Consider the following 21,348-nt stretch of genomic DNA (forward strand, 5'->3'; position numbering starts at 1 on the left):
CCTCTTTATGACACTCACTCAATGTTCAGTTTTCAAAGGGCAATTTCTTTCAACAAACGCTGCGTTGTTATGCTTTGCAGCTTTTGTTTTTTGTTGTCACCTCGTTTAGCGGCGACTTTTATAATATATCACATTCGCCTATCGAAAAGCAAGCTTTTTTTTATTTCTTTTTGTTTCCAGAGGTGAAGCTGCTTGCTTGCAAAAGGAGAACGAGTAATAAAATATCATATGATCGCACCTGAAGTCAAGTGATTTTTTCAATTTATTTTAATGGTACATCCGGTTTCTTGCGTATTTCGAGATTTCTTTGGGCGAGGCGAGGCGGGCATACATGCGGAAAATGACTTTGTACCGCGATTCAATTGCTGTTTTAATGTCCGCATCGATTCTCTTGTCATTTAAGTCGAAGAGCATTTCATCCAGTTCCTTGCGCAGGACGTAATCCAGTTCTCTGCATTCCCGTTCATTAAACAAAAAGCCAAGCATGCCGATGTGGCCCCTTTCCAAAATGAAGTGCGCAAATGCAAAAAAGATATGCAGCGTTAGCGTATCGAATCCAAACCAAGAAAGATCGGCGCTTTGTCTGCATACCTCTTTATATCGCCAAAACCGTCTTGTGTTTTACTGTTATGCACAGTTTTGGGCATTTTTATGAGTTTGCTTTTCATTTATTTTTATCCGCGGGCCAGCCATAAGGTTATTGTACTTTCGATTAACGCAGCTACGAACAGTACGGCTACAAGCATGACACTGACAGGCAGCAGCGCTTTGACAAACAGCAGAAACTGTTCTCTTGTCTTGACGGAACGGGTCGGACTAAGCGCGGAAAGCAGCATCTTCAGTACCATTACACCCAATCGCAACCCGAAGGCACAGGCCACGATAATCGCCGGAATCTCCAGGATCCCGTGGGGAAGGATTGTTTTGATCACATACAGCCAAGATTGCTTCTGGGCCGATACCATACATACGTAGCCAAGCAGCAAGCCGTTGGCAAGAAGAAAGAACAGCGGGAATACCCCGAAAAACAATCCTAAGGCAATGATCAATAACGATTTGGAAGCATTATTCCAAAAGATGAGCCAAAATAATGACCATTGCTGATTCGGCTTGCTTGCAATGGAATCCGAGATTTGTTTTAACGCATCGAGCTGGCCATTGATGAACGCATGAAACTGACTGGAATACAGAGCGCCCATTACGATACCCGCGATAAATACCAAGGTGGATGCAATAAAGTAATGTTTCATCAGCTTCATTTGCATAAATGCGTTTTTCCAATTCAAAGAGAAGTCCCTCCTTTTAAGCATAAGATAAGGGTACGAGCATACATATCTACTAATACAAGCCTTTCCGGACGAGATGGGCAAAGGAGGCCTAGCCAGTGAATTATTTTTATGTCATGAACGGCAAAAAGCTCAAACAAGCGCTAATTATTACCGTTGCTGTCCTGTTCGCCATCGGCATCATTTATTCGGAAAGGGAAAATGTTTCGGTCTTCTCCCAATACGAGCCCGCTGCGGTCTACAGCATTCCCACGGAAAGAAAGCTGATCGCTCTCACCTTCGATATCAGCTGGGGGGATACGCGAACAGAGCCGATCCTTCAAATTTTGGAAAATAAGGGGATTCGAAACGCAACTTTCTTCTTATCTTCCCCTTGGACCAAAAGCCATCCCGACATCGTGAGCAAAATTGTTAAAGGCGGGTGGGAAATCGGCAGTCACGGACATAAGCACGTGAACTACAGCAGCTTGAGCGACGAGGAAGTTCGCGCCCAAATTAAGACGGCTCACCAGATCATTCAAGAAGTTACCGGCACAAATCCGAACCTGCTGCGGCTTCCTAACGGCGATTTTGACAAACGCGTGCTGCGGATCGCGAACGAGCTGCGTTATACGGTCATTCAGTGGGATACGGATTCCCAGGATTGGATGAATAAAGGAGTCGACACGATCATCAACCGCGTCTTGGCAAAAGCGCATCCCGGCGACATCGTTCTATTTCATGCCAGCGACTCCGTTAAGCAAACTCACGAAGCGCTCCCCGTTATTATCGACAAATTACGCGAAAAAGGTTACGAGTTCGTGACCGTCAGTCAATTAATGAAGCAAACGAAGGTTGGCAATCAACCGCCTGTCGAAGATCAAACCATGAAGCCTGTACGTTAACCCGCTTCTTCATACGAAAAAACAGCAAGAGCCGTTACACCGGCTCTTTATTTGTGTTGAGCACTTTGCTGAGGATCAAAATTTGCCAAGCATTGCACAAGTACAGCGGAACCATCATAAAGATTGTAGAAGCCGCATTGTCGAGCCGCAGCGAAGGAATCGCCTCGATCGCCGTGACCGCGATCATAAAAAACAATGTCGGAATAGCGGCGCTTCGATTCGTCATTTTTACTTTCCACCAAGCTACGCCGATCGACACGATAATGAGCGAAAGCGGAAGGATCATATACACTCCCCAGCTCATTTGCTGCTCACTGCTCGCATATCGCAAATAGATCAGATCGAACAAAACGATCACCGTAATGATCACTTGAACGATATCCCAAGCCCATTTCCGAAGAATACCGCCTATGATATACCGGACAATCAAATAAGCGAAAAAGCCCATCTGGCTCAACACACTGATCGTAGCCCCGCCAAGGATCATCGTGATCATGCTGAAGCCGATTTGTTTTCCGCCGAGCTCAACCTGTTGGTCCGTCAATTGTAGTACAAGCCCGGCAATAACGGCCGTCACCGCACCGATCAGCAGCGTGGTCCAAAATAAATAAAACCATTTTCTTAACGTCACGACCGCTATACCCCCAATAAGTCATTTCAACAGTTAATTGTACCAACCTTCACAATAAAAAGCTAACAACAATTGTGTTAATCCCCGGGAGCGAAACAAATACTAACGGCAAAACAATGAAAGGAGCCCGAACTGATGATAGCGCGATGGATTCGTTTTTTACCCGCCGTCCTAATCCTCGGCTTCTTAACTTCCTGCGGTTCCGAATCTAAAGCTTCATCCGCCGGTGGCGGGAATACTTACAAAGACACCAAGTCGATGGTTCTCGATATTTTGAAGACCAAAGACGGGCGGAAAGCCATCCAAGAGGCTACCATACATGAGAACAGCAAGCTCCAATTATTATCTGCCGGCGATACGCAGCAGCTGCAGCTGGCGGTAAAAGATGTGCTTACCGATACGCAGAGCAACCAGTTTCTGCAGAAAATGATTAGCGACCCGAAATTCGCCGGCCAATTCGCAAAAGCCATTCAAAAAGACACCAAGCAGCTTCAAAAAGATTTATTAAAGGACCCGGAATATCAAAAAGCCATGATGGACGCGATGAAAAGCCCGGATTTTGAAATGATGCTGCTGGATACAATGAAAGGAAACGCCTACCGCACTCAAACGAAAGCTGTTATTCAGGAATCGCTCCAAAGTCCAATTTTCCGCTTGGAAATGATGGATCTAATGAAGAAGGTGCTGCAAGAAGAATCGATGCCGAAAGCGAAGGAAGAAGGACAAAAAGGAAAAGGCGGCGAAGGCAAGGGGCAGAAACAAGGAGGAGGAAAAGGAAAGCAAGGCGGCGGATCTAAGCAAGGTGGCGGAGGAGGCGGAGGTGGAGGTTAAGCATCCACCTTATAAAAAGAAGGATCGGCCTCATCAGGCCGATCCTTTTTCCTCTAGCTGTTGAATAACTTGCTCCGCCATATCGCGGTAAATGAGCCCTGTTTCGGTATCGGCTTTGTAAACCGAAGGAGAATAATCCGGTTCGGCCACATGGTTTTCCGGAACGCCCAGAGGAATTTGCGCCAGCAGCTTCGTATGCAGCTCCTCAGCCAGCTTGCCGCCTCCTCCGCGGCCGAACACATATTCCTTATTGCCGCATTTGCCACAGGCGTAGTACGACATATTTTCGACGACACCGATAATCTCATGCTCCGTATGGATGGCCATCGCTCCGGCCCGGGCCGCCACAAAAGCGGCTGTGGCATGAGGCGTGGTAACGATAATTTCTTTGCTGTGCGGAATCATCTGATGGACGTCAAGGGCCACATCTCCCGTCCCCGGGGGCAGATCCAGCAAAATGTAGTCAAGCTCGCCCCACTCCACTTCGTTGAAGAAGTTGCGGAGCATTTTCCCCAGCATCGGACCGCGCCAAATGACCGGCGTATTTTCTTCGACAAAAAAGCCCATGGAAATCACTTTAACGCCGAACCGCTCAACCGGAATAATACGGTTGTCCACGAGCTGCGGCCGTTCTTCGATTCCCATCATGTCGGGAACGCTAAATCCGTAAATGTCGGCATCGACCAAGCCGACTTTTTTCCCTAATCTTGCTAACGCTACGGCCAAGTTGACAGTGACTGTCGATTTCCCGACGCCGCCTTTTCCGCTCGCGATGGCAATGAAGCGCACTCCCGATTGGGGGTCAAGCACGTTGACGGAAGGCTCGGAAGGTTGTTCGCTTTTATCACGAACAGAAGCGGATTCTTGAGCCTTACGCGCCGCTTCGTTGCGCTCGAATTCGGATAGCAACCGAAAGCGCAGGTGAACGTCGGTCGCGCCCGCTTGCTTGAACGCCTCAGCAACCTGATTTTGCAGTTGCTGCTTGTACGATTCGTTATCACTGGACAGCAATACGGTAGCCGACACATGCTGTTCTTTGATCATGATATCGCGGATAAAATTTAAATCGGTTAAGCTTAAGCTGAATTCCAGATCCTTCAGCATGCTTACGGAAGCCAGCAATTGTTCTTTGGTTAGCACGATGTCACCTCGGCGATCCAAGTTTAAATTCTACTGCGGTATATTATACCACAAAATCATCAGAAGCCCACTTTTTCACCCGAGTAGTACCGGAGAATACCTTGATAAATGGAAGTCGCTATCTTTTTCTGATAAGACGGATCTCGAAGGAGCTGAGCTTCCCCCGGATTGGATAAAAATCCGACTTCGACGAGAGCGCTTGGAATCGTCATCGCTTTAAGCAAATAGATTTCTTTGTCGGCCTGCTTCGCGACCCGATCCGTATTTTTCAAATTTCTTTTTATTTCCTCCTGAATCAATGTTGCCAAGGTCGAATTGTCGGCATGATTCGGATAAAAAAACGTCTGTGCACCCGACCAGCGAGGGGACGGAATGCTGTTCAGATGGATGCTGACGAATAGATTGGACTTTTGCTTGGTAACAAACTCAGCCCGTTTCAGCAGATCTTCGGTCTTGCGTTTACTGTACCCTTTCGTTTCCGGAGAGGCTAGGTCCCGGTCGTCCTCCCGGGTCATAACCACCAATGCTCCCGACTGCTGCAAATAATCCCGAAGGTGCAAGGCAATCGCCAAATTGACATCCTTCTCCTCCAGCCCGTCCTTACTTCGAGCACCTCCGTCCGGCCCGCCATGCCCGGCATCCAATGCGATGATTTTACCGGACAACGGCATCGTCCAATATGTCCATGTTTTGGTGGATGGGAGCTCGTACGTGAACATAAACAGCATGAGCGCCACCAACAAGGCTGACATAACGATTTTGATCCCGCTATGCATGGTCAGCCAAACGACGACCCTCTTTCTTTTTCCGAACATGAAAAAATCCACCTCACATCCCTAGACTCTCTTTCATCTTATGGGACGAGGTGGACAAATATACCTTGCTTATACCTGATATTCAGGTTCTTTCATACCTTCGATCAACACTTCCGCCACTTCCGGCCGTGTGAACTGAGGCGGCGGACATTGGCCGTCACGCAGCAGCGCACGAACCTTTGTTCCGGACAGATGTAAATGGTCCTCTTTGCTATGTGGACACGTCTTGCTGGAGGCCATGTTACCGCATTTGGTGCAAAAGAAGCTGTGCTCGAAGAACAGCGGCGTGATCCCAAGCTCTTCGGGGGTGAAATTGCCGAAGATCTCCTGCGCTTCATACGTTCCGTAATAGTCGCCCACGCCCGCATGATCGCGCCCTACAATAAAATGCGTGCAGCCGTAATTTTTCCGGACCATGGCATGGAAGATCGCTTCACGCGGCCCGGCATAGCGCATCGCCGCTGGGAATACGCCCAAAAATACGCGTTCCTTCGGATAGTAATTTTCCAGCAAAACCAAGTAGCTGCGCATCCGGACGTCCGCTGAAATATCGTCCGACTTGGTCTCGCCCACGAGCGGATTCAAAAAGAGCGCATCGACGATCTCCATAGCACTTTTTTGAATATATTCGTGCGCCCGGTGAACCGGATTCCGCGTTTGAAAGCCGACTACGGTCTTCCAGCCCTTTTCGGAAAAAAGCCGCCGTGTAACGGCCGGGTCATAGTAAAACTCCTCGAATTTATCCGGCTTCGGACGGTTTAATACCTGGATCGGCCCGCCCACATAGGTAGATGGCCTAGAGAACAGCTTCTGGACGCCGGGATGCGCTTCGTCGTCGGTTTTAAACACGTTCAGCGCTTCTTTGTGCTGGTCGACATGATAAATGCTTTGGACCTCAATAATGCCGTAGACGATGCCATCTTGCGCCCCTATAAGCGCTACTTCCTGTCCGATGGCAAGCTCATTGGCGGTCTGCGGCTCGACGGCTAACGTAATCGGAATGCTCCAGACCGTTCCGTCTTTCAAGCGCATACGTTCCACAACCGAATGATAATCCTGTTCGCCCAAAAAACCAGTAAGCGGCGAAAAAGCGCCGACACCGATCAAATCGAGATCGGAGATCGTCCAGGCGTCAATCTTAAGCGGATATAACGTCGCGGCATGTTCCAGCAGACTTGTTCTTTTCTCGCCCTCAATCACCCGATTAATGAGCGTTCCGCCATGCGGTCGAATGGTTTCTCCCATCGCTATTGCTCCTCCTAATGCCCTCTTTGCTTATTTATGAAGTCCGCATTCCGTCTTCTCGAAGCCGGCCCAACGGCCCGCTCTCGGGTCCTCACCCGCCGCTACCTGACGAGTACAATGCTCACAGCCGATACTTGGGTAGTTTCGATCATGAAGCGGGTTGTAAATAATGTTGTTGCTTCGAATATAATTCCATACGTCTTCCGATGTCCAGTCGGCGAGCGGATTGAATTTGACAAGACCGAACTTGACGTCGTACTCGACCTTCTTGGAATTGGCGCGTGTCGGCGCTTGGTCACGGCGAATTCCTGTGATCCAAGCATCGTAATTCTTGAGAATATCCGTTAACGGATCGACTTTGCGGATGTTACAGCATTGGTTCGGAGCACTCTTCCACAGTTCTTCGCCAAACTGCTGTGTCTGCTCCTCCAGCGTCAGCTTCGGGAGCACTTGAACGAATTGGACTCCGTAGTGCTGCTGCAGGCGGTCGCGGGTTTCATAGGTTTCCTGAAAATGCACGTTCGTATCCAGATAAAAGATATCCGTTTTGGGACTAATTTTCTGAAGCAGATCGACCAATACGACGTCCTCTGCTCCAAAACTACAGGCTAAAGTGATATTGGGGAATCTTTCTACCGCCCAGGATAAAAGTGCCTCCGGGCTTTGAGCTTCAAAATCCTCCGCAGCTTGGCGGATTAACTCTTCTTTTTCGAATAAATTCATGATTTTACGCACCTCCGTCAGTTTAATTCCGAGTATAGTTATGTGTTTTATTTTATTTAGTTTTATTATAAACGATGGACCCTTTTTGTCAATTTAAAATTTTGTCTAGGCTTCTGCCTTATTTTATTGTTTTCCGGGCTGTTTGGTGAAAATAAAAAAACCTTTCCGACGTGAATCGGAAAGGTTCGTTGAGTCGATATTAACGTTTGGAGAATTGAGGAGCGCGACGAGCAGCTTTCAAGCCGTACTTTTTACGCTCTTTCATCCGCGGGTCACGAGTCAGGAAGCCCGCTTTTTTCAGGGCGCCGCGGAATTCCGGATCTGCTTTCAGCAGAGCGCGGGAAATCCCGTGACGGATCGCGCCGGCTTGTCCGGAGATCCCGCCGCCATGAGCCAGAACCAATACATCGTACTTGGACAATGTTTCAGTCAGGTTCAGCGGTTGTTTTACGATCAATTTCAGCGTTTCTAGACCAAAGTATTCGTCCAGCTCGCGTTTATTAATAACGATACGGCCTTCGCCCGGTACCAAACGTACACGTGCTACCGAATGCTTACGACGACCGGTGCCATAATATTGTACTTGTGCCACAAGACAATCCTCCCTTTATTAACCGCGAAGTTCCCAAACTTCAGGTTGTTGTGCTTGATGCGGATGTTCCGAACCTGCATACACTTTAAGCTTCGTTTTCAGGCGGTTGCCCAAGCGGTTTTTCGGAAGCATACCGTGAATCGCCAGTTCCAACATACGCTCAGGCTTGTTGTTCAGCATATCTTGAGCCGAAGTCACTTTCAGACCGCCCGGATGCAGGGAGTGACGATAGTACATTTTGTTTTGCAGTTTTTTACCTGTCAAAACAATTTTCTCAGCATTGATGACGACAACGAAATCGCCAGTGTCTACATGCGGAGTAAATTGAGGCTTATGTTTGCCGCGCAGAATGCTTGCCGCTTCGCTGGCCAGACGTCCGAGCGTCTTGTCGGTAGCATCGATGATGTACCATTTGCGTTCAACTTCATTAGGCTTCGCCATATATGTGGTACGCATGTTAATGTTCCTCCTAAATCTATCTTCATCACAGGTCATTCATAGTCATGGTTATAGGTTAAAACAAGTTGGTTGGCCGTTTCATTGACCCGGGGCCGTGGGGTAGCCAGTCATAAGAAACACCATTTGTTATTTTACTACATTGGCGTGCAGTAATCAAGCATTTAGCGCATCTTTTCCATAAAAAACTTCCCACAACATAAGCCCGTGCGCCATTGCCGTCGGGCCTGCCATAGCCCTGTCTTTCGCCGCCAAGACGTCGCGAATACTAGACGAGCTCCGCTTCCCTTCGCCAACCTCAATCAAGGTACCTACAATGATACGCACCATATTATATAAGAACCCGCTGCCAGTCAAATAAATGTGGATAGCATAGGACTGCAAGTGCGGCTCCATCGGTTCGCACTCCAAGCGAGCTTCGAAGATCGTCCGAACATGGCTATCCGCCGACGATCGGCTCGAACAAAACGAAGTGAAGTCGTGCTCGCCAACGAAGCAGCTCAGCGCGTCCTGCATGGCCGTTATATCAAGGGAAGTCGGATGGTGAAACTCCGTCTGCTGCTTAAACAGATCCGGATATTTCCCGCATCGCATCGTATATCGGTACGTCTTGCGCTTAGCAGACCTTCGGGCATGAAAATCATCCGGCACCACCATAGCATCCCATACCACAATATCATCCGGCAATCGTGAGTTCATCGCCATGCACCAGCGTTCGATGGGGATTTGGGAACCGGTCTGAAAATTGAAGACCTGTCCCCTCGCATGAACCCCCGCATCGGTCCGCCCCGAAGCCGTCACTTTGATCTCCTCGAGGGTGAGCTGACACAAAGCCTGCTCCAGCTGCTGCTGAATCGTAATCTTCTGAGGCTGCGTCTGGAAGCCATGGTAGCTCGCCCCGTTATAGGATACCGTCATGCAGATGTTTCTCACGGCAGTCCTCCGTGCTTGGAAAAACGAAATTTTCGATCCTACAAAAAAAAGGGTTTCATCAGAATCGTAAGATCCCGTCCACCCTTTCCCATCCTTTTTCTCTTAAGCCCGGTCTACAAGCTCCAAGTAAACCATTGGAGCAGCATCGCCGCGACGAGGTCCGAGCTTCAAAATGCGGGTATAGCCGCCTTGACGCTCAGCGTAGCGAGGAGCCAGATCGGAGAAAAGCTTTTGAATCGCATCTTGGTTTTCGTTTGCCGCTTCGCGACGAACGAAGGAAGCTACTTGCCGACGTGCATGCAAGTCACCACGTTTTGCCAAGGTGATCAATTTTTCTGCGATGGAACGAAGTTCTTTGGCTTTCGCTTCCGTCGTTTGAATGCGCTCATGTATGAACAAGTCGGTTACCAGATCGCGAAACAAAGCTTTACGCGCGCTGGAGTCACGACCCAACTTTTGGTATGCCATGTGAGCAACCTCCTTCTGCTTGATTGGTCAGAGGTGCGCGACTTAAGACTTAATCTTCCATTCTCAGGCCAAGACCAAGCTCTTCGAGCTTCTCTTGAACTTCCTCCAGAGATTTGCGACCCAAGTTGCGGACCTTCATCATGTCTTCTTCCGTTTTCGTAATCAATTCCTGCACCGTATTGATGCCGGCGCGCTTCAGGCAGTTGTAGGAACGAACCGAGAGATCGAGTTCTTCGATAGTCATCTCCAGAACTTTCTCCTTCTTGTCCTCTTCCTTCTCCACCATAATCTCGGCGTCCTTGGCTTCGTCGGTCAGACCGACGAACAGCATCAAATGCTCCGTCAAAATTTTGGCGCCCAAGCTTACGGCTTCTTCCGGGCGGATGCTTCCATCCGTCCAAACTTCAAGGGTCAACTTATCATAGTTGGTAACTTGACCGACGCGAGTGTTTTCTACGCTATAATTGACACGAGTAATCGGAGTGTAGATCGAATCGATCGGAATCACGCCGATCGGCTGATCCTCTTTTTTGTTCTTGTCTGCCGATACGTATCCCCGGCCGCGGCTCGCATGAATTCTCATATGCAGCCTTGCATCGGAGGACAGCGTAGCAATGTGCAAATCCGGGTTTAAGATTTCCACATCGCTATCGCCGCGAATATCGCCAGCCACAACAGCCCCTTCACCTTCGGCATCAATCTCGAGCACTTTCTCCTCATCGGAGTGAATCTTGAGCGATAGCCCTTTCAGGTTCAGGATAATCTCCGTAACATCTTCCATGACACCCGGAATGGTGGAGAACTCATGCAGCACGCCGTCGATTTGCACGGACGTCACAGCGGCGCCCGGCAAAGACGAAAGCAAAATTCTGCGAAGCGAGTTCCCAAGAGTCGTTCCGTAGCCTCGTTCCAATGGCTCTACGACAAACTTGCCGTAGGTGCCGTCTTCGCTCAATGATACGGTTTCTATTTTCGGCTTTTCGATTTCGATCATGGTTACACCCTCCTTCAAAACGTCGTTTCCCTTTGGATAACTTAAGACGTATAAACGCGCAGTATGCCTATCCAAATAGTATTCACAACTTTTGGAAATTTATACCGCCTGGCTTAGCAATCCTAATTAGACACGACGACGTTTCGGAGGACGGCAACCGTTGTGAGGAATCGGTGTAACGTCTTTAATCAGGTTAACTTCCAAACCTGCAGCTTGCAGCGAACGAATCGCAGCTTCGCGACCTGCACCCGGTCCTTTAACCATAACCTCAACTGCTCTCATGCCATGCTCCATAGCAGCTTTTGCCGCAGATTCGGCAGCCATTTGCGCAGCAAACGGAGTGCTTTTACGCGAGCCTTTGAAGCCGAGGTTACCGGCGCTTGCCCAGGAGATTGCATTCCCGTGCGGGTCGGTAATGGTTACGATAGTGTTGTTGAACGTAGAGCGGATATGAGCCACTCCGGAGTCGATATTTTTCCGATCACGACGTTTTGTACGAACGACTTTTTTAGGTTTAGCCATTTAAAGGTTACCCCCCTTTACTATTTTTTCTTATTAGCTACCGTACGACGAGGACCTTTGCGCGTACGAGCATTTGTTTTAGTACGTTGACCGCGAACAGGCAGGCCGCGGCGGTGACGAACGCCACGATAGCAGCCGATCTCGATCAGGCGCTTAATGTTCAGCGAGATTTCACGACGCAGGTCGCCTTCCACTTTCAGCGTTTTGTCGATGACGTCGCGGATTTTGCTCACTTCGTCTTCCGTCAAATCGCGAACGCGAGTATCGGCATTGATACCGGTTTGAGCGACGATTTTCTGAGCAGTCGTGTTACCGATCCCGAAAATGTAGGTCAGCGCGATTACTACTCGTTTGTCACGAGGCAAGTCTACACCAGCAATACGTGCCATTTAACACAGCACCTCCTTAACCTTGTTTTTGTTTGTGTTTCGGATTTTCGCAGATTACCATAACGTTCCCTTTGCGGCGAATGACTTTGCATTTTTCGCAAATCGGCTTGACCGACGGTCTAACCTTCATGGTGTTAACCTCCTAAGAGTTTTCGATAGAAAACTTTCTTCGTAAGCGTTGCTTAGTTTTCAAGAGAAAACTTACTTCGTAAGCGTTAGCTGAGCTTTGTGAGAAAACTGACTTCGTACATTTATTTAAAACGATAGGTTATACGGCCTCTGGTCAAATCATAGGGCGAGAGCTCGACCGTCACTTTATCGCCGGGCAGGATCCGGATAAAGTGCATTCTGATTTTACCGGATACGTGAGCAAGTATCTTATGACCGTTCTCCAGTTCAACCTTAAACATTGCATTCGGAAGAGGTTCAATCACTGTACCTTCAACTTCAATCACATCTTCTTTGGCCACAGTCATTCTCCTTTCTCTTGCGCTTTCGCTGATTCATGGTCCGCATACTTCGTCAATGCAAACCGCAGCTTTCCGTTGGTGACTCGACCGGTAGTCATAATACTATCAGCCACTTCGCTGCTGATCGCCGGCAGAAGCTCAAGATGAATCACGTTTTTCTTTTTGGGTGCGTCTGATTTCCGTTTTCCGCCGTCTGCAATCCACACGTACCGTTGGTCTACGACGCCGATTATGACAGCGTACGATCCGGATTCCCGTCCCCGATTCACCCTTACGATTTGTCCGATCTGGGGCATGTTCGATGTTGCCATCGTGCTTTACTTACCGGGCAGCGTAAAAATCTCGTAGCCGTCCGGCGTAATCGCTATGGTATGCTCAAAATGCGCGCACAGTGTGCCATCCACCGTCACAACCGTCCAATTGTCTGCGAGGGTCTTCACATAACTTTCCCCCACGTTGACCATCGGCTCGATTGCAAGTACCATACCGGGCTTCAGCCGCGGACCGCGCCCTGGAATGCCGTAGTTCGGAATCTGCGGCTCCTCGTGGAGCTTCGTTCCGATGCCATGTCCTACGTATTCCCGAACAACCGAAAAACCTTCATCTTCAATCACTTTTTGAATGGCGTGGGATATCGTGTACAGTCTGGCGTCCGGCTTGGCTTCGGCAAGTCCTGCATAAAGCGACCTTTCGGTTACTTCGAGCAGCTTGCGGGCCGTATCGGAAATCTCGCCAACACCGTAGGTCCATGCGGAATCTCCATGATATCCTTTGTACTCTGCACCGATGTCGATACTGATGATGTCACCGTCTTTAAGCTTTCGTTGACTGGGTATGCCGTGAACCAGTTCGTCGTTGACCGAAGCGCAAATACTGCCAGGAAAACCATTGTAGCCTTTAAAAGACGGAATTGCGCCCTGACTGCGAATAAAATCTTCTGCGATCTGGTCGAGCTGTTTCGTTGTAATATCGGGCTGAATGGCTTGCCGCAGCACCCGATGCGTTTCGGCGACAATCCGTCCCGCCTCCCGCATCAATTCCAATTCAGCAGCTGACTTACAGATGATCATTACGCAAGCCCCCGCAATTGTGAACTGATTTGTGCAGTAACCGTATTAATCTCTTGCTCACCGTTAACCTCACGCAATATTCCCTTGTTACGATAATACTCCAAAAGCGGAGCGGTTTTATTGGTATACTCGTCCAAACGAGTCCCTACTTTTTCTTCGGTGTCATCCGAACGTTGATACAACTCACCAGAACATTTGTCGCAAACATGCTCACGTGCAGGAGGGTTAAACAAGACATGATACGTAGCACCGCAGGATTTACAGATCCGGCGACCTGTCAAACGGGCAAGCAGCAAATCCCGATCTACTTTCAGATTGATCACGTGCTCGATGGTTTTACCCAGCGATGCCGCAATCTCATCCAAAGCTTCGGCTTGGGAGATGGTTCTTGGAAAACCGTCCAGCAAAAAGCCTTTGCTGCAGTCCGGCTGCTGAAGGCGTTCGCGAACGATCCCGATCGTAATTTCATCCGGTACGAGCAAACCTTGATCCACATACTTCTTCGCTTCGAGCCCGAGCGGCGTTTCCTGCTTCATCGCCAGCCGAAAGGCGTCTCCCGTAGAAATATGCGGAATTTGAAACTCATCAACGATTCGTTCCGCCTGAGTACCTTTTCCTGCACCCGGGGGCCCCATAAAGATGACGTTCATCAGACTTCCTCCCCACTGGCATCTATCGATACTAACAGCACAATAGGTGCCGATAGCTAAAAGCTCACTATCAGTACCTATTTGCTATTTATTAATGAAGCCTTTGTAGTGGCGTTTGATCAGTTGGCTCTCGATTTGTTTCATCGTCTCAAGTCCTACACCGATAACGATCAGCAAAGACGTTCCGCCAATGGTAACCGAGTTCGGCAGTCCAGCTACAGAACCGATAATCATAGGAAGGATCGAGATGGCAGCCAAGAAGAACGCACCGGACAATGTAATTCGGCTCATGACTCGCGTCAGGTAGACCGAAGTCGTTTTGCCGGGACGGATGCCTGGAACATATCCACCGTTTTTCTTCATCTGATCCGCCATTTGCACAGGATTCATCTGTACAAACGTGTAGAAATACGTGAAGCCGATGATCAACAAAACGTACAGCACCATACCGAGCGGATGCGTGTAGTTCAAGTTGGTGATAATCCACTCCGCCACCGCGTTGCCTCTCCAGAAGCTAGCGATCGTCGGAGGAAACATCAACAACGAAAGCGAGAAGATGACCGGAATGACGCCCGCCGCATTCACTTTAAGCGGAATGTGCGTCGACTGTCCTCCGAACATTTTACGGCCTACCACTCGTTTTGCATACTGCACCGGAATTTTACGAACGCCCTGCTGGACGAAAATCACACCGGCGATCAAAGCAATGACCACGACGGCAATAATAACGACCTTCAAGATGTTAAGGAAGAGCGCGCCGCCTGCATCTGCAAATTGCGTTTGGTATATTTGTCTGATGCCAGTCGGGATTGCCGCGACAATCCCTGCGAAGATGATAATGGAAATACCATTTCCAATGCCATTTTCGGTGATTTGTTCCCCTAACCACATCAGAAAAGCAGTCCCAGCCGTAAGCACGATCGCGATCAACGCATACGTCGTAAAGTTCGGATTGATCACAAGACCGGCATATAGACGGTTAAATCCGATCGCCAGACCAAAGGCTTGCACAATTCCCAGCACAATGGTCCCGTAACGGGTAATCTGGCTTAACTTCTTTCTGCCGACTTCTCCTTCTTTAGCCCATTGCGTGAATGTCGGAATGACATCCATGGAAAGAAGCTGCACGATGATGGATGCCGTGATATACGGCATAATCCCCATCGCGAAGATGGAGAATTGGAACAACGCGCCGCCGGAGAATGTATTCAGCAAGCCGAATACACCACCTGCGTTAGCTTGGTCTTGAAGCTTGAGAATGTCTGTGTTGATGTTAGGTACCGGAATAAAAGCACCAATTCTGTAGACGATCAGCACCAGAAGGGTGAAAAGGATCCGTCTCCTCAGATCGTCTACTTTCATAATATTGGATATGGTACGAAACATTAAATCACCTCGGTTTTACCGCCGGCAGCCTGGATTTTCTCTACCGCAGATTGGGAGAACTTGCTAGCCTTAACGTTCAGCTGAACCGTGATTTCACCGTTACCCAAGATTTTGATGCCGTCTTTAGGGTTTTTCACGATGCCGGATTCCAAAAGAACTTCAGGAGTTACTTCCGTACCTGCTGCAAACTTGTTCAAATCCTCTACGTTGATAACCGCATATTCCGTACGGAATCTGTTGTTAAATCCACGTTTTGGCAAGCGACGATAAAGCGGGTTCTGACCGCCTTCGAAGCCCGGACGGACACCGCCGCCGGAACGGGCGTTTTGACCTTTGTGACCGCGAGTAGCTGTTTTACCCATCCCACTACCGATACCACGACCTACACGCTTGCGCGTATCGCGGGAACCTGGAGCGGAAGAAAGCTCATGCAATTTCATCGTTTGCACCTCCTCTAGCTATATGTTAAAACCTTAAGCTTCAATTTCTTTAACTTCGACCAAGTGGCTTACTTGGTTAACCATGCCGCGGATTGCAGCATTGTCTTGTTGTGTAACGGATTGATGCAATTTGCGAAGTCCGAGAGCCGTAACCGTACGACGCTGAGTTTCAGGACGACCGATCAGGCTGCGCTTGAGGGTAATTTGCAGTTGCTTAGCCATGGTATCCCTCCTAACCTAAGAGTTCTTCTACGGTTTTACCGCGAAGCTTAGCAACCTCTTCCGCACGCTTCAGGCGCTGTAAGCCTTCCAGAGTAGCGTTAACCATGTTGATGGAGTTCGAAGACCCGAGGGACTTCGTCAGAATGTCGCCTACGCCTGCCAGTTCAAGAACCGCACGAACCGGGCCGCCGGCGATAACTCCGGTACCTTTCGAAGCAGGCTTAAGCAGTACGCGTCCTGCGCCGAAATGTCCGATCACCATGTGAGGAATTGTCGTTCCGACGATAGGAACGTGAATCAGGTTTTTCTTCGCATCTTCGATACCTTTGCGAATCGCATCTGGTACCTCGGAAGCTTTACCGATTCCCGCGCCTACCCAACCTTTGCCGTCGCCCACAACCACGAGCGCGCTAAAGCTGAAACGGCGACCGCCCTTTACGACTTTAGCTACGCGGTTAATATGAACGACTTTTTCAGTCAGTTCTAATGTATTGGGATCAATACGCAAGTCCTTTACCTCCTTATTGATGATTTGGATTAGAATTCAAGACCTGCTTCACGAGCAGCGTCTGCAAGTGCTTTAACACGTCCATGGTACAGGTAACCGCCGCGGTCGAAAACGACTTTCACGACACCTGCTTTTTTCGCACGCTCAGCGATCAGAGCGCCTACTTTCGAAGCTGCTTCTGCGTTACCACCGTTTCCGAGCCCTTCTTTGAGCTCTTTGTCCTGCGTAGAAGCCGCTGCGATCGTTACGCCTTTAACGTCGTCGATCAGTTGTGCGTACATATGCTTAGCGGAACGGAAAATGTTCAGACGAGGACGTTCTGCCGTTCCTTGAATTTTCTTACGAACGCGAAGATGTCTTTTCAAACGCGCTTTGTTTTTATCGCCTTTGGTAATCATTCGAGGTTCACTCCTTTCGAGTTGGATCATCCGAAGTTCGGATTATGCGATCAGCTTAAGCAGCCTTATTTCTTCTTACCGGCTTTACCTTCTTTGCGAAGGATACGCTCGCCTTCGTATTTAATACCTTTGCCTTTGTACGGCTCAGGCTCACGAACGGAACGAACTTTTGCTGCTGTTGCTCCAACCAACTCTTTGTCGATCCCTTTAACGATGATCTTAGTGTTGGAAGGAACTTCGAACTCGATACCGTTCTCCGGCTCGATTTCAACCGGGTGGGAGTAACCGACGTTCAGAACCAGCTTGTTGCCGGATTTGTTCGCACGGTAACCTACGCCGACGAGATCGAGAGATTTAGCAAAACCATCAGTTACTCCGCTAACCATGTTTTGTACGACACTGCGGGTCGTACCATGCAGAGAGCGGTGCAATTTATTGTCGGAAGGACGTTCTACGGTCAGAACATTGTCCTCAACGCTGATCTTCATATCTCTATGCAATTCACGGCTCAAAGTGCCTTTCGGACCTTTTACCGTAATGAGTGTATTGTCAATAGTCACGTTTACTCCGCTTGGGATCGTGATCGGTTTGCGACCAATACGGGACATGTTGTGCACCTCCGTTCATTCAAAATCTAGATTACCAAACGTAGCAGATTACCTCTCCGCCAGCTTTGGATTGACGAGCTTCTTTATCCGTCATCACGCCTTTGGACGTGGACAGAATTGCGATTCCCAAACCGCCAAGTACGCGAGGCACTTCTTGGCTTTTCGCGTAAACGCGAAGGCCCGGTTTGCTGATTCTTTTGAGTCCTGTAATAACGCGCTCATTGTTAGGGCCGTATTTCAGGAACAAGCGGATGATGCCTTGCTTGCTGTCTTCGATATATTCAGCGTCACGAATGAAGCCTTCCTTCTTGAGGATCTCAGCGATTTCTCTTTTGACCTTCGAAGCCGGAATTTCGACAGTTTCATGACGAACGACGTTAGCGTTGCGGATGCGTGTAAGCATATCTGCAATTGGATCGGACATAACCATGTGTTGTGAACCTCCTTCCCGAGAGCTTAAAGTTTACCAGCTTGCTTTCTTCACGCCAGGAATCTGGCCTTTGTATGCCAATTCGCGGAAGCAAATTCTGCAAATTTTGAATTTCCGTAGTACGGAATGCGGGCGACCGCAGCGTTCGCAGCGTGTGTAAGCCTGCACCTTGAATTTCGGAGGACGCTGCTGCTTAATCTTCATCGAAGTTTTTGCCACTTCAGTTTACACCTCCAAAGTCTCCATTAGGAAAACTTGCTTCGTAAGCATGTTATTTGGAAAACGGCATGCCCAATTGAGCCAACAATTCGCGGGACTCTTCGTCCGTTTTAGCCGTTGTGACGATAACGATATCCATACCGCGCACTTTATCCACTTTATCGTACTCAACCTCTGGGAAGATGAGTTGTTCTTTCAAACCGAGCGTGTAGTTACCGCGGCCGTCAAAAGCCTTGGTGGAAACGCCGCGGAAGTCGCGTACGCGAGGAAGAGCAACGTTGAACAATTTATCCAAGAAGTGATACATACGCTCGCCGCGAAGCGTAACTTTCACACCGATCGGCATATTTTCACGCAGCTTGAAGCCTGCGATCGATTTTTTCGCTCTGGTGATAACCGGCTTTTGTCCGGAGATCAACTGCAGATCGTTAACAGCGGTATCGAGCACTTTGGAGTTAGCAACTGCCTCACCAACACCCATGTTGATAACCACTTTTTCAATTTTCGGAACCTGCATCACCGTGGTGTAGTTGAATTTCTGCATCAGGCCAGGCGTAATTTCGTTCAAAAAGCGATCTTTCATTCTTGCAGCCATGAATCCGTGTACCTCCTTTCTTACTTATACGATTAGTCGATAACTTCGCCGGATTTTTTCGCAACGCGAACTTTCTTGCCGTTGTCCAGCACTTTGTAACCTACGCGAGTAGGTTGGCCGCTCTTCGGATCTACCAGCATCACGTTGGATGCGTGGATCGGAGCTTCTTGCGTGATAATGCCGCCTTGCGGATTTTGTTGGGAAGGCTTCGAATGCTTCTTGATCATGTTCACGCCTTCGACCAACACACGGTTTTCACGAGGGAAAGCTGCGATAACGCGGCCTTTCTTCCCTTTGTCTTTACCCGTGATAACAAAAACCGTATCGTCTTTTTTCACGTGCAATTTATTGTTGTGAGACTCGAGTTTCTTCGGTTGTTTTGGCACTGTGTACACCTCCTACAAACTTTCCTATGAAAGCCGACTTCGTAAGCAGCTGGTTTATTAGATAACTTCCGGAGCCAGAGAAACGATCTTCATGAAGTCTCTGTCGCGAAGTTCGCGAGCAACCGGTCCGAAGATACGTGTGCCGCGCGGGCTCTTATCTTCTTTTACAACTACGGCTGCGTTCTCGTCAAAGCTGATGTAGGATCCGTCCTTACGGCGAGCACCGCGTCTCGTACGCACGACTACTGCTTTAACAACGTCGCCCTTTTTGACAACGCCACCTGGTGTTGCTTCTTTCACGGAGCAAATGATCAGATCACCGATGTTAGCCGTACGACGACCCGTACCACCCAACACGCGGATACACATCAGTTGCTTCGCACCAGAGTTGTCAGCTACGTTCAAACGAGTAAAAGGTTGAATCATTGTGTATTCCCTCCTTCCGGAATTGATGCCCGATGCTTATATTAAACGATAACCGCTTTTTCTACGACTTCGACCAGTCTCCAACGCTTGTCTTTGGAAAGCGGACGAGTTTCCATGATTTTCACAACATCGCCGATTTTCGCTTCGTTGTTTTCGTCATGAGCTTTGAATTTCTTCGTATATTTAATGCGTTTGTGGTACAAGTCGTGTTTTTTGTAGGTTTCTACAGCCACAACGATGGTTTTGTCCATTTTGTCGCTTACGACTTTACCCAGCTGCGTTTTACGCTCGTTGCGTTCAGCCATTCTGAGATCCTCCTCTCTCATTCATTAACTAGTGATTCCCAATTCTCTTTCACGCAAAACAGTCTTTGCCCGGGCAATCTCTTTGCGGACTTTTTGAATTTGTACGGGATTATCCAGTTGACCTGTAGCCAGTTGAAAACGGAGGTTAAAGAGCTGCTCTTTAAATCCGGCAATCTTTTGTTCGATCTCAGCAGTGGTTAAGTTGCGAAATTCACTAGCTTTCATTTGCTTCACCACCTACTTCTTCTCTTTTCACAAACTTCGTTTTGATCGGCAGCTTGTGAGAGGCGAGACGCATAGCTTCACGGGCGATTTCTTCGCTTACGCCGGCAAGTTCGAACATAACTTTGCCTGGCTTAACGACAGCAACCCATTTTTCTACGTTACCTTTACCGCTACCCATCCGAACTTCAAGCGGCTTTTGGGTGATCGGTTTGGAAGGGAAAATCTTGATCCAAACTTTACCGCCCCGCTTGATGTAACGAGTCATTGCAATACGGGCAGCTTCGATTTGACGGTTGGTTACCCAAGCCGGCTCCATCGCTTGCAAGCCGTATTCACCGAAATGAACTTCCGTACCGCCTTTAGCGCGACCGCGCATATTGCCGCGGTGCTCTTTGCGGTGTTTCACACGTTTAGGAACTAACATGATTAGTTGCCTCCTTCCGTAGCAGCCTTTTTCTTAGCCGTTGGAAGAACTTCGCCACGATAGATCCATACTTTTACGCCGATCCGACCGTAAGTGGTGTGAGCTTCTGCCGTACCGTAGTCGATGTCCGCACGCAATGTATGAAGAGGAACCGTACCCTCGCTGTAACCTTCCGTTCTGGCGATTTCCGCTCCGCCCAGACGACCGCTAACCGATGTCTTAATCCCTTTTGCACCGGATCTCATCGTTCTTTGAATCGATTGTTTCAATGCACGACGGAACGATACGCGACGCTCCAATTGTTGTGCAATGCTTTCTGCAACCAAGATTGCGTCCAGCTCTGGATGTTTCACTTCAGAGATGTTGATGTGTACTTTTTTGCCGTTCGTCAGCTTAGTCAGGTAACCGCGAATCACTTCAACCTCGGAACCGCCTTTACCGATAACCATGCCTGGCTTCGCCGTATGAATCGTCACGTTCACGCGATTAGCGGCACGTTCGATTTCAATGCGGGAAACGGCAGACTCTTTCAACTTTTGTTTCAAATATTCACGGATTTTTACGTCTTCCATCAGCAAGTCGCCGAAATCTTTGCCGGCGTACCATTTGGATTCCCAATCACGGATAATACCGATGCGAAGTCCTACCGGGTTTACTTTTTGACCCACACGTTGTCC

At 48.8% G+C, this 21,348-nt stretch carries 36 protein-coding genes; 2 read left to right on the forward strand and 34 right to left on the reverse strand.

The genetic code is table 11. The features are described 5' to 3' along the window. Positions 1–267: 267 nt before the first annotated feature. Complete coding sequence (locus QMG93_RS31865; RefSeq protein WP_025851086.1) at positions 268–486, reverse strand: hypothetical protein; 219 nt, start codon at positions 484–486, stop codon at positions 268–270. Positions 487–674: 188 nt separating this feature from the next. After that, entirely contained in the window at positions 675–1,286 is a 612-nt protein-coding gene (locus QMG93_RS31870) for a stage II sporulation protein M (protein ID WP_281943773.1), read from the reverse strand. Between the two features lie 98 nt (positions 1,287–1,384). Between QMG93_RS31870 and pdaB the strand changes: the two genes are divergently transcribed. Next, positions 1,385–2,170, forward strand: a complete 786-nt coding sequence (gene pdaB, locus QMG93_RS31875) for a polysaccharide deacetylase family sporulation protein PdaB (RefSeq protein WP_281943775.1) — start codon at positions 1,385–1,387, stop codon at positions 2,168–2,170. 34 nt (positions 2,171–2,204) lie between these two features. Here pdaB and QMG93_RS31880 read toward each other — a convergent pair whose 3' ends face one another. Next, the gene (locus QMG93_RS31880; RefSeq protein ID WP_281943776.1) at positions 2,205–2,801 is read right to left on the reverse strand and encodes a KinB-signaling pathway activation protein; all 597 of its coding nucleotides are present in this window, start codon (positions 2,799–2,801) and stop codon (positions 2,205–2,207) included. A 135-nt stretch (positions 2,802–2,936) separates the two neighbouring features. Here QMG93_RS31880 and gerD point away from each other — a divergent pair, with 135 nt between their 5' ends. Continuing rightward, on the forward strand, positions 2,937–3,632 hold the full coding sequence (gerD, locus tag QMG93_RS31885) for a spore germination lipoprotein GerD (RefSeq protein WP_281943778.1): 696 nt from the start codon (positions 2,937–2,939) through the stop codon (positions 3,630–3,632). A gap of 33 nt (positions 3,633–3,665) precedes the next feature. Here gerD and QMG93_RS31890 read toward each other — a convergent pair whose 3' ends face one another. The 31 genes from QMG93_RS31890 to rpsC form a co-directional block, all read right to left on the reverse strand. Beyond that, positions 3,666–4,772 (reverse strand): Mrp/NBP35 family ATP-binding protein, encoded by a 1,107-nt coding sequence (locus QMG93_RS31890; protein ID WP_281943780.1) that lies wholly within the window; start codon positions 4,770–4,772, stop codon positions 3,666–3,668. 59 nt (positions 4,773–4,831) lie between these two features. After that, positions 4,832–5,587, reverse strand: a complete 756-nt coding sequence (cwlD, locus tag QMG93_RS31895; protein WP_281943782.1) for an N-acetylmuramoyl-L-alanine amidase CwlD — start codon at positions 5,585–5,587, stop codon at positions 4,832–4,834. A gap of 69 nt (positions 5,588–5,656) precedes the next feature. After that, a complete protein-coding gene (gene sat, locus QMG93_RS31900) occupies positions 5,657–6,832 on the reverse strand; it encodes a sulfate adenylyltransferase (protein WP_281943784.1) in 1,176 nt (391 codons plus the stop codon). A 30-nt stretch (positions 6,833–6,862) separates the two neighbouring features. Further along, positions 6,863–7,555: a phosphoadenylyl-sulfate reductase gene (locus QMG93_RS31905; RefSeq protein ID WP_281943786.1), complete on the reverse strand. Its 693-nt coding sequence runs from the start codon at positions 7,553–7,555 to the stop codon at positions 6,863–6,865. A 199-nt stretch (positions 7,556–7,754) separates the two neighbouring features. Next, on the reverse strand, positions 7,755–8,147 hold the full coding sequence (rpsI, locus tag QMG93_RS31910) for a 30S ribosomal protein S9 (protein ID WP_010498826.1): 393 nt from the start codon (positions 8,145–8,147) through the stop codon (positions 7,755–7,757). An 18-nt stretch (positions 8,148–8,165) separates the two neighbouring features. Then, on the reverse strand, positions 8,166–8,603 hold the full coding sequence (gene rplM / locus QMG93_RS31915) for a 50S ribosomal protein L13 (RefSeq protein ID WP_025851074.1): 438 nt from the start codon (positions 8,601–8,603) through the stop codon (positions 8,166–8,168). A gap of 156 nt (positions 8,604–8,759) precedes the next feature. Beyond that, on the reverse strand, positions 8,760–9,536 hold the full coding sequence (truA, locus tag QMG93_RS31920; protein WP_281943789.1) for a tRNA pseudouridine(38-40) synthase TruA: 777 nt from the start codon (positions 9,534–9,536) through the stop codon (positions 8,760–8,762). A gap of 102 nt (positions 9,537–9,638) precedes the next feature. Continuing rightward, positions 9,639–10,004, reverse strand: coding sequence for a 50S ribosomal protein L17 (gene rplQ, locus QMG93_RS31925; RefSeq protein WP_010498832.1), 366 nt, complete (start codon positions 10,002–10,004; stop codon positions 9,639–9,641). A gap of 49 nt (positions 10,005–10,053) precedes the next feature. Further along, on the reverse strand, positions 10,054–10,998 hold the full coding sequence (locus QMG93_RS31930) for a DNA-directed RNA polymerase subunit alpha (RefSeq protein WP_036691383.1): 945 nt from the start codon (positions 10,996–10,998) through the stop codon (positions 10,054–10,056). Between the two features lie 126 nt (positions 10,999–11,124). Further along, entirely contained in the window at positions 11,125–11,520 is a 396-nt protein-coding gene (gene rpsK, locus QMG93_RS31935; protein ID WP_010498836.1) for a 30S ribosomal protein S11, read from the reverse strand. 20 nt (positions 11,521–11,540) lie between these two features. Next, positions 11,541–11,909 (reverse strand): 30S ribosomal protein S13, encoded by a 369-nt coding sequence (rpsM, locus tag QMG93_RS31940; protein ID WP_036691386.1) that lies wholly within the window; start codon positions 11,907–11,909, stop codon positions 11,541–11,543. 16 nt (positions 11,910–11,925) lie between these two features. Next, on the reverse strand, positions 11,926–12,039 hold the full coding sequence (rpmJ, locus tag QMG93_RS31945) for a 50S ribosomal protein L36 (protein WP_003333770.1): 114 nt from the start codon (positions 12,037–12,039) through the stop codon (positions 11,926–11,928). A gap of 121 nt (positions 12,040–12,160) precedes the next feature. After that, positions 12,161–12,379 (reverse strand): translation initiation factor IF-1, encoded by a 219-nt coding sequence (gene infA, locus QMG93_RS31950; protein ID WP_009676800.1) that lies wholly within the window; start codon positions 12,377–12,379, stop codon positions 12,161–12,163. 2 nt (positions 12,380–12,381) lie between these two features. Further along, positions 12,382–12,690: a KOW domain-containing RNA-binding protein gene (locus QMG93_RS31955; RefSeq protein ID WP_025851050.1), complete on the reverse strand. Its 309-nt coding sequence runs from the start codon at positions 12,688–12,690 to the stop codon at positions 12,382–12,384. A gap of 6 nt (positions 12,691–12,696) precedes the next feature. Then, entirely contained in the window at positions 12,697–13,449 is a 753-nt protein-coding gene (gene map / locus QMG93_RS31960; protein ID WP_281943803.1) for a type I methionyl aminopeptidase, read from the reverse strand. Continuing rightward, positions 13,449–14,099 (reverse strand): adenylate kinase, encoded by a 651-nt coding sequence (locus QMG93_RS31965; RefSeq protein ID WP_010498847.1) that lies wholly within the window; start codon positions 14,097–14,099, stop codon positions 13,449–13,451. The genes map and QMG93_RS31965 overlap by 1 nt, the downstream gene beginning before the upstream one ends. Before the next feature lie 84 nt (positions 14,100–14,183). Then, a complete protein-coding gene (secY, locus tag QMG93_RS31970; protein WP_281943805.1) occupies positions 14,184–15,485 on the reverse strand; it encodes a preprotein translocase subunit SecY in 1,302 nt (433 codons plus the stop codon). Beyond that, positions 15,485–15,925, reverse strand: a complete 441-nt coding sequence (gene rplO, locus QMG93_RS31975; protein ID WP_010498851.1) for a 50S ribosomal protein L15 — start codon at positions 15,923–15,925, stop codon at positions 15,485–15,487. Before rplO ends, secY begins: the two co-directional genes overlap by 1 nt. A 33-nt stretch (positions 15,926–15,958) precedes the next feature. Beyond that, a complete protein-coding gene (gene rpmD, locus QMG93_RS31980; RefSeq protein WP_010498853.1) occupies positions 15,959–16,147 on the reverse strand; it encodes a 50S ribosomal protein L30 in 189 nt (62 codons plus the stop codon). Positions 16,148–16,157: 10 nt separating this feature from the next. Next, positions 16,158–16,655: a 30S ribosomal protein S5 gene (gene rpsE / locus QMG93_RS31985; protein ID WP_010498854.1), complete on the reverse strand. Its 498-nt coding sequence runs from the start codon at positions 16,653–16,655 to the stop codon at positions 16,158–16,160. Between the two features lie 29 nt (positions 16,656–16,684). Continuing rightward, on the reverse strand, positions 16,685–17,053 hold the full coding sequence (rplR, locus tag QMG93_RS31990; protein WP_281943809.1) for a 50S ribosomal protein L18: 369 nt from the start codon (positions 17,051–17,053) through the stop codon (positions 16,685–16,687). Positions 17,054–17,118: 65 nt separating this feature from the next. Next, positions 17,119–17,661 (reverse strand): 50S ribosomal protein L6, encoded by a 543-nt coding sequence (rplF, locus tag QMG93_RS31995; RefSeq protein ID WP_010498859.1) that lies wholly within the window; start codon positions 17,659–17,661, stop codon positions 17,119–17,121. A gap of 31 nt (positions 17,662–17,692) precedes the next feature. Further along, entirely contained in the window at positions 17,693–18,091 is a 399-nt protein-coding gene (gene rpsH, locus QMG93_RS32000) for a 30S ribosomal protein S8 (protein ID WP_010498862.1), read from the reverse strand. A gap of 33 nt (positions 18,092–18,124) precedes the next feature. Next, the gene (locus QMG93_RS32005) at positions 18,125–18,310 is read right to left on the reverse strand and encodes a type Z 30S ribosomal protein S14 (protein WP_010498863.1); all 186 of its coding nucleotides are present in this window, start codon (positions 18,308–18,310) and stop codon (positions 18,125–18,127) included. 52 nt (positions 18,311–18,362) lie between these two features. Continuing rightward, entirely contained in the window at positions 18,363–18,905 is a 543-nt protein-coding gene (gene rplE, locus QMG93_RS32010) for a 50S ribosomal protein L5 (protein WP_281943813.1), read from the reverse strand. A gap of 32 nt (positions 18,906–18,937) precedes the next feature. Continuing rightward, the gene (gene rplX, locus QMG93_RS32015) at positions 18,938–19,291 is read right to left on the reverse strand and encodes a 50S ribosomal protein L24 (protein ID WP_081481723.1); all 354 of its coding nucleotides are present in this window, start codon (positions 19,289–19,291) and stop codon (positions 18,938–18,940) included. A gap of 57 nt (positions 19,292–19,348) precedes the next feature. Next, entirely contained in the window at positions 19,349–19,717 is a 369-nt protein-coding gene (gene rplN, locus QMG93_RS32020) for a 50S ribosomal protein L14 (protein WP_010498867.1), read from the reverse strand. Positions 19,718–19,758: 41 nt separating this feature from the next. After that, on the reverse strand, positions 19,759–20,022 hold the full coding sequence (gene rpsQ / locus QMG93_RS32025) for a 30S ribosomal protein S17 (RefSeq protein WP_013921152.1): 264 nt from the start codon (positions 20,020–20,022) through the stop codon (positions 19,759–19,761). A 24-nt stretch (positions 20,023–20,046) separates the two neighbouring features. After that, the gene (rpmC, locus tag QMG93_RS32030) at positions 20,047–20,247 is read right to left on the reverse strand and encodes a 50S ribosomal protein L29 (RefSeq protein ID WP_013921153.1); all 201 of its coding nucleotides are present in this window, start codon (positions 20,245–20,247) and stop codon (positions 20,047–20,049) included. After that, the gene (gene rplP / locus QMG93_RS32035) at positions 20,237–20,671 is read right to left on the reverse strand and encodes a 50S ribosomal protein L16 (RefSeq protein ID WP_054976000.1); all 435 of its coding nucleotides are present in this window, start codon (positions 20,669–20,671) and stop codon (positions 20,237–20,239) included. The genes rpmC and rplP overlap by 11 nt, the downstream gene beginning before the upstream one ends. A 2-nt stretch (positions 20,672–20,673) precedes the next feature. Continuing rightward, positions 20,674–21,339, reverse strand: a complete 666-nt coding sequence (gene rpsC / locus QMG93_RS32040) for a 30S ribosomal protein S3 (protein WP_010498871.1) — start codon at positions 21,337–21,339, stop codon at positions 20,674–20,676. Positions 21,340–21,348 lie beyond the last annotated feature (9 nt).

Origin of the sequence: Paenibacillus tyrphae, assembly GCF_027925525.1 — a bacterium.
Classification (GTDB): domain Bacteria; phylum Bacillota; class Bacilli; order Paenibacillales; family NBRC-103111; genus Paenibacillus_G; species Paenibacillus_G tyrfis_B.

Excerpts from the sequence above, each read along its gene's own strand:
- QMG93_RS31865 (WP_025851086.1), bottom strand. The coding sequence starts at position 486 with ATGCTTGGCTTTTTGTTTAATGAACGGGAATGCAGAGAACTGGATTAC.
- gerD (WP_281943778.1), top strand. The coding sequence starts at position 2,937 with ATGATAGCGCGATGGATTCGTTTTTTACCCGCCGTCCTAATCCTCGGC.
- cwlD (WP_281943782.1), bottom strand. The coding sequence starts at position 5,587 with ATGTTCGGAAAAAGAAAGAGGGTCGTCGTTTGGCTGACCATGCATAGC.
- sat (WP_281943784.1), bottom strand. The coding sequence starts at position 6,832 with ATGGGAGAAACCATTCGACCGCATGGCGGAACGCTCATTAATCGGGTG.
- QMG93_RS31905 (WP_281943786.1), bottom strand. The coding sequence starts at position 7,555 with ATGAATTTATTCGAAAAAGAAGAGTTAATCCGCCAAGCTGCGGAGGAT.
- rplM (WP_025851074.1), bottom strand. The coding sequence starts at position 8,603 with ATGCGTACCACATATATGGCGAAGCCTAATGAAGTTGAACGCAAATGG.
- rplQ (WP_010498832.1), bottom strand. The coding sequence starts at position 10,004 with ATGGCATACCAAAAGTTGGGTCGTGACTCCAGCGCGCGTAAAGCTTTG.
- QMG93_RS31930 (WP_036691383.1), bottom strand. The coding sequence starts at position 10,998 with ATGATCGAAATCGAAAAGCCGAAAATAGAAACCGTATCATTGAGCGAA.
- rpsK (WP_010498836.1), bottom strand. The coding sequence starts at position 11,520 with ATGGCTAAACCTAAAAAAGTCGTTCGTACAAAACGTCGTGATCGGAAA.
- rpsM (WP_036691386.1), bottom strand. The coding sequence starts at position 11,909 with ATGGCACGTATTGCTGGTGTAGACTTGCCTCGTGACAAACGAGTAGTA.
- rpmJ (WP_003333770.1), bottom strand. The coding sequence starts at position 12,039 with ATGAAGGTTAGACCGTCGGTCAAGCCGATTTGCGAAAAATGCAAAGTC.
- QMG93_RS31955 (WP_025851050.1), bottom strand. The coding sequence starts at position 12,690 with ATGGCAACATCGAACATGCCCCAGATCGGACAAATCGTAAGGGTGAAT.
- map (WP_281943803.1), bottom strand. The coding sequence starts at position 13,449 with ATGATCATCTGTAAGTCAGCTGCTGAATTGGAATTGATGCGGGAGGCG.
- QMG93_RS31965 (WP_010498847.1), bottom strand. The coding sequence starts at position 14,099 with ATGAACGTCATCTTTATGGGGCCCCCGGGTGCAGGAAAAGGTACTCAG.
- secY (WP_281943805.1), bottom strand. The coding sequence starts at position 15,485 with ATGTTTCGTACCATATCCAATATTATGAAAGTAGACGATCTGAGGAGA.
- rplO (WP_010498851.1), bottom strand. The coding sequence starts at position 15,925 with ATGAAATTGCATGAGCTTTCTTCCGCTCCAGGTTCCCGCGATACGCGC.
- rpmD (WP_010498853.1), bottom strand. The coding sequence starts at position 16,147 with ATGGCTAAGCAACTGCAAATTACCCTCAAGCGCAGCCTGATCGGTCGT.
- rplR (WP_281943809.1), bottom strand. The coding sequence starts at position 17,053 with ATGATTACCAAAGGCGATAAAAACAAAGCGCGTTTGAAAAGACATCTT.
- rplF (WP_010498859.1), bottom strand. The coding sequence starts at position 17,661 with ATGTCCCGTATTGGTCGCAAACCGATCACGATCCCAAGCGGAGTAAAC.
- rpsH (WP_010498862.1), bottom strand. The coding sequence starts at position 18,091 with ATGGTTATGTCCGATCCAATTGCAGATATGCTTACACGCATCCGCAAC.
- rplE (WP_281943813.1), bottom strand. The coding sequence starts at position 18,905 with ATGGCTGCAAGAATGAAAGATCGCTTTTTGAACGAAATTACGCCTGGC.
- rplN (WP_010498867.1), bottom strand. The coding sequence starts at position 19,717 with ATGATTCAACCTTTTACTCGTTTGAACGTAGCTGACAACTCTGGTGCG.
- rpsQ (WP_013921152.1), bottom strand. The coding sequence starts at position 20,022 with ATGGCTGAACGCAACGAGCGTAAAACGCAGCTGGGTAAAGTCGTAAGC.
- rpmC (WP_013921153.1), bottom strand. The coding sequence starts at position 20,247 with ATGAAAGCTAGTGAATTTCGCAACTTAACCACTGCTGAGATCGAACAA.
- rplP (WP_054976000.1), bottom strand. The coding sequence starts at position 20,671 with ATGTTAGTTCCTAAACGTGTGAAACACCGCAAAGAGCACCGCGGCAAT.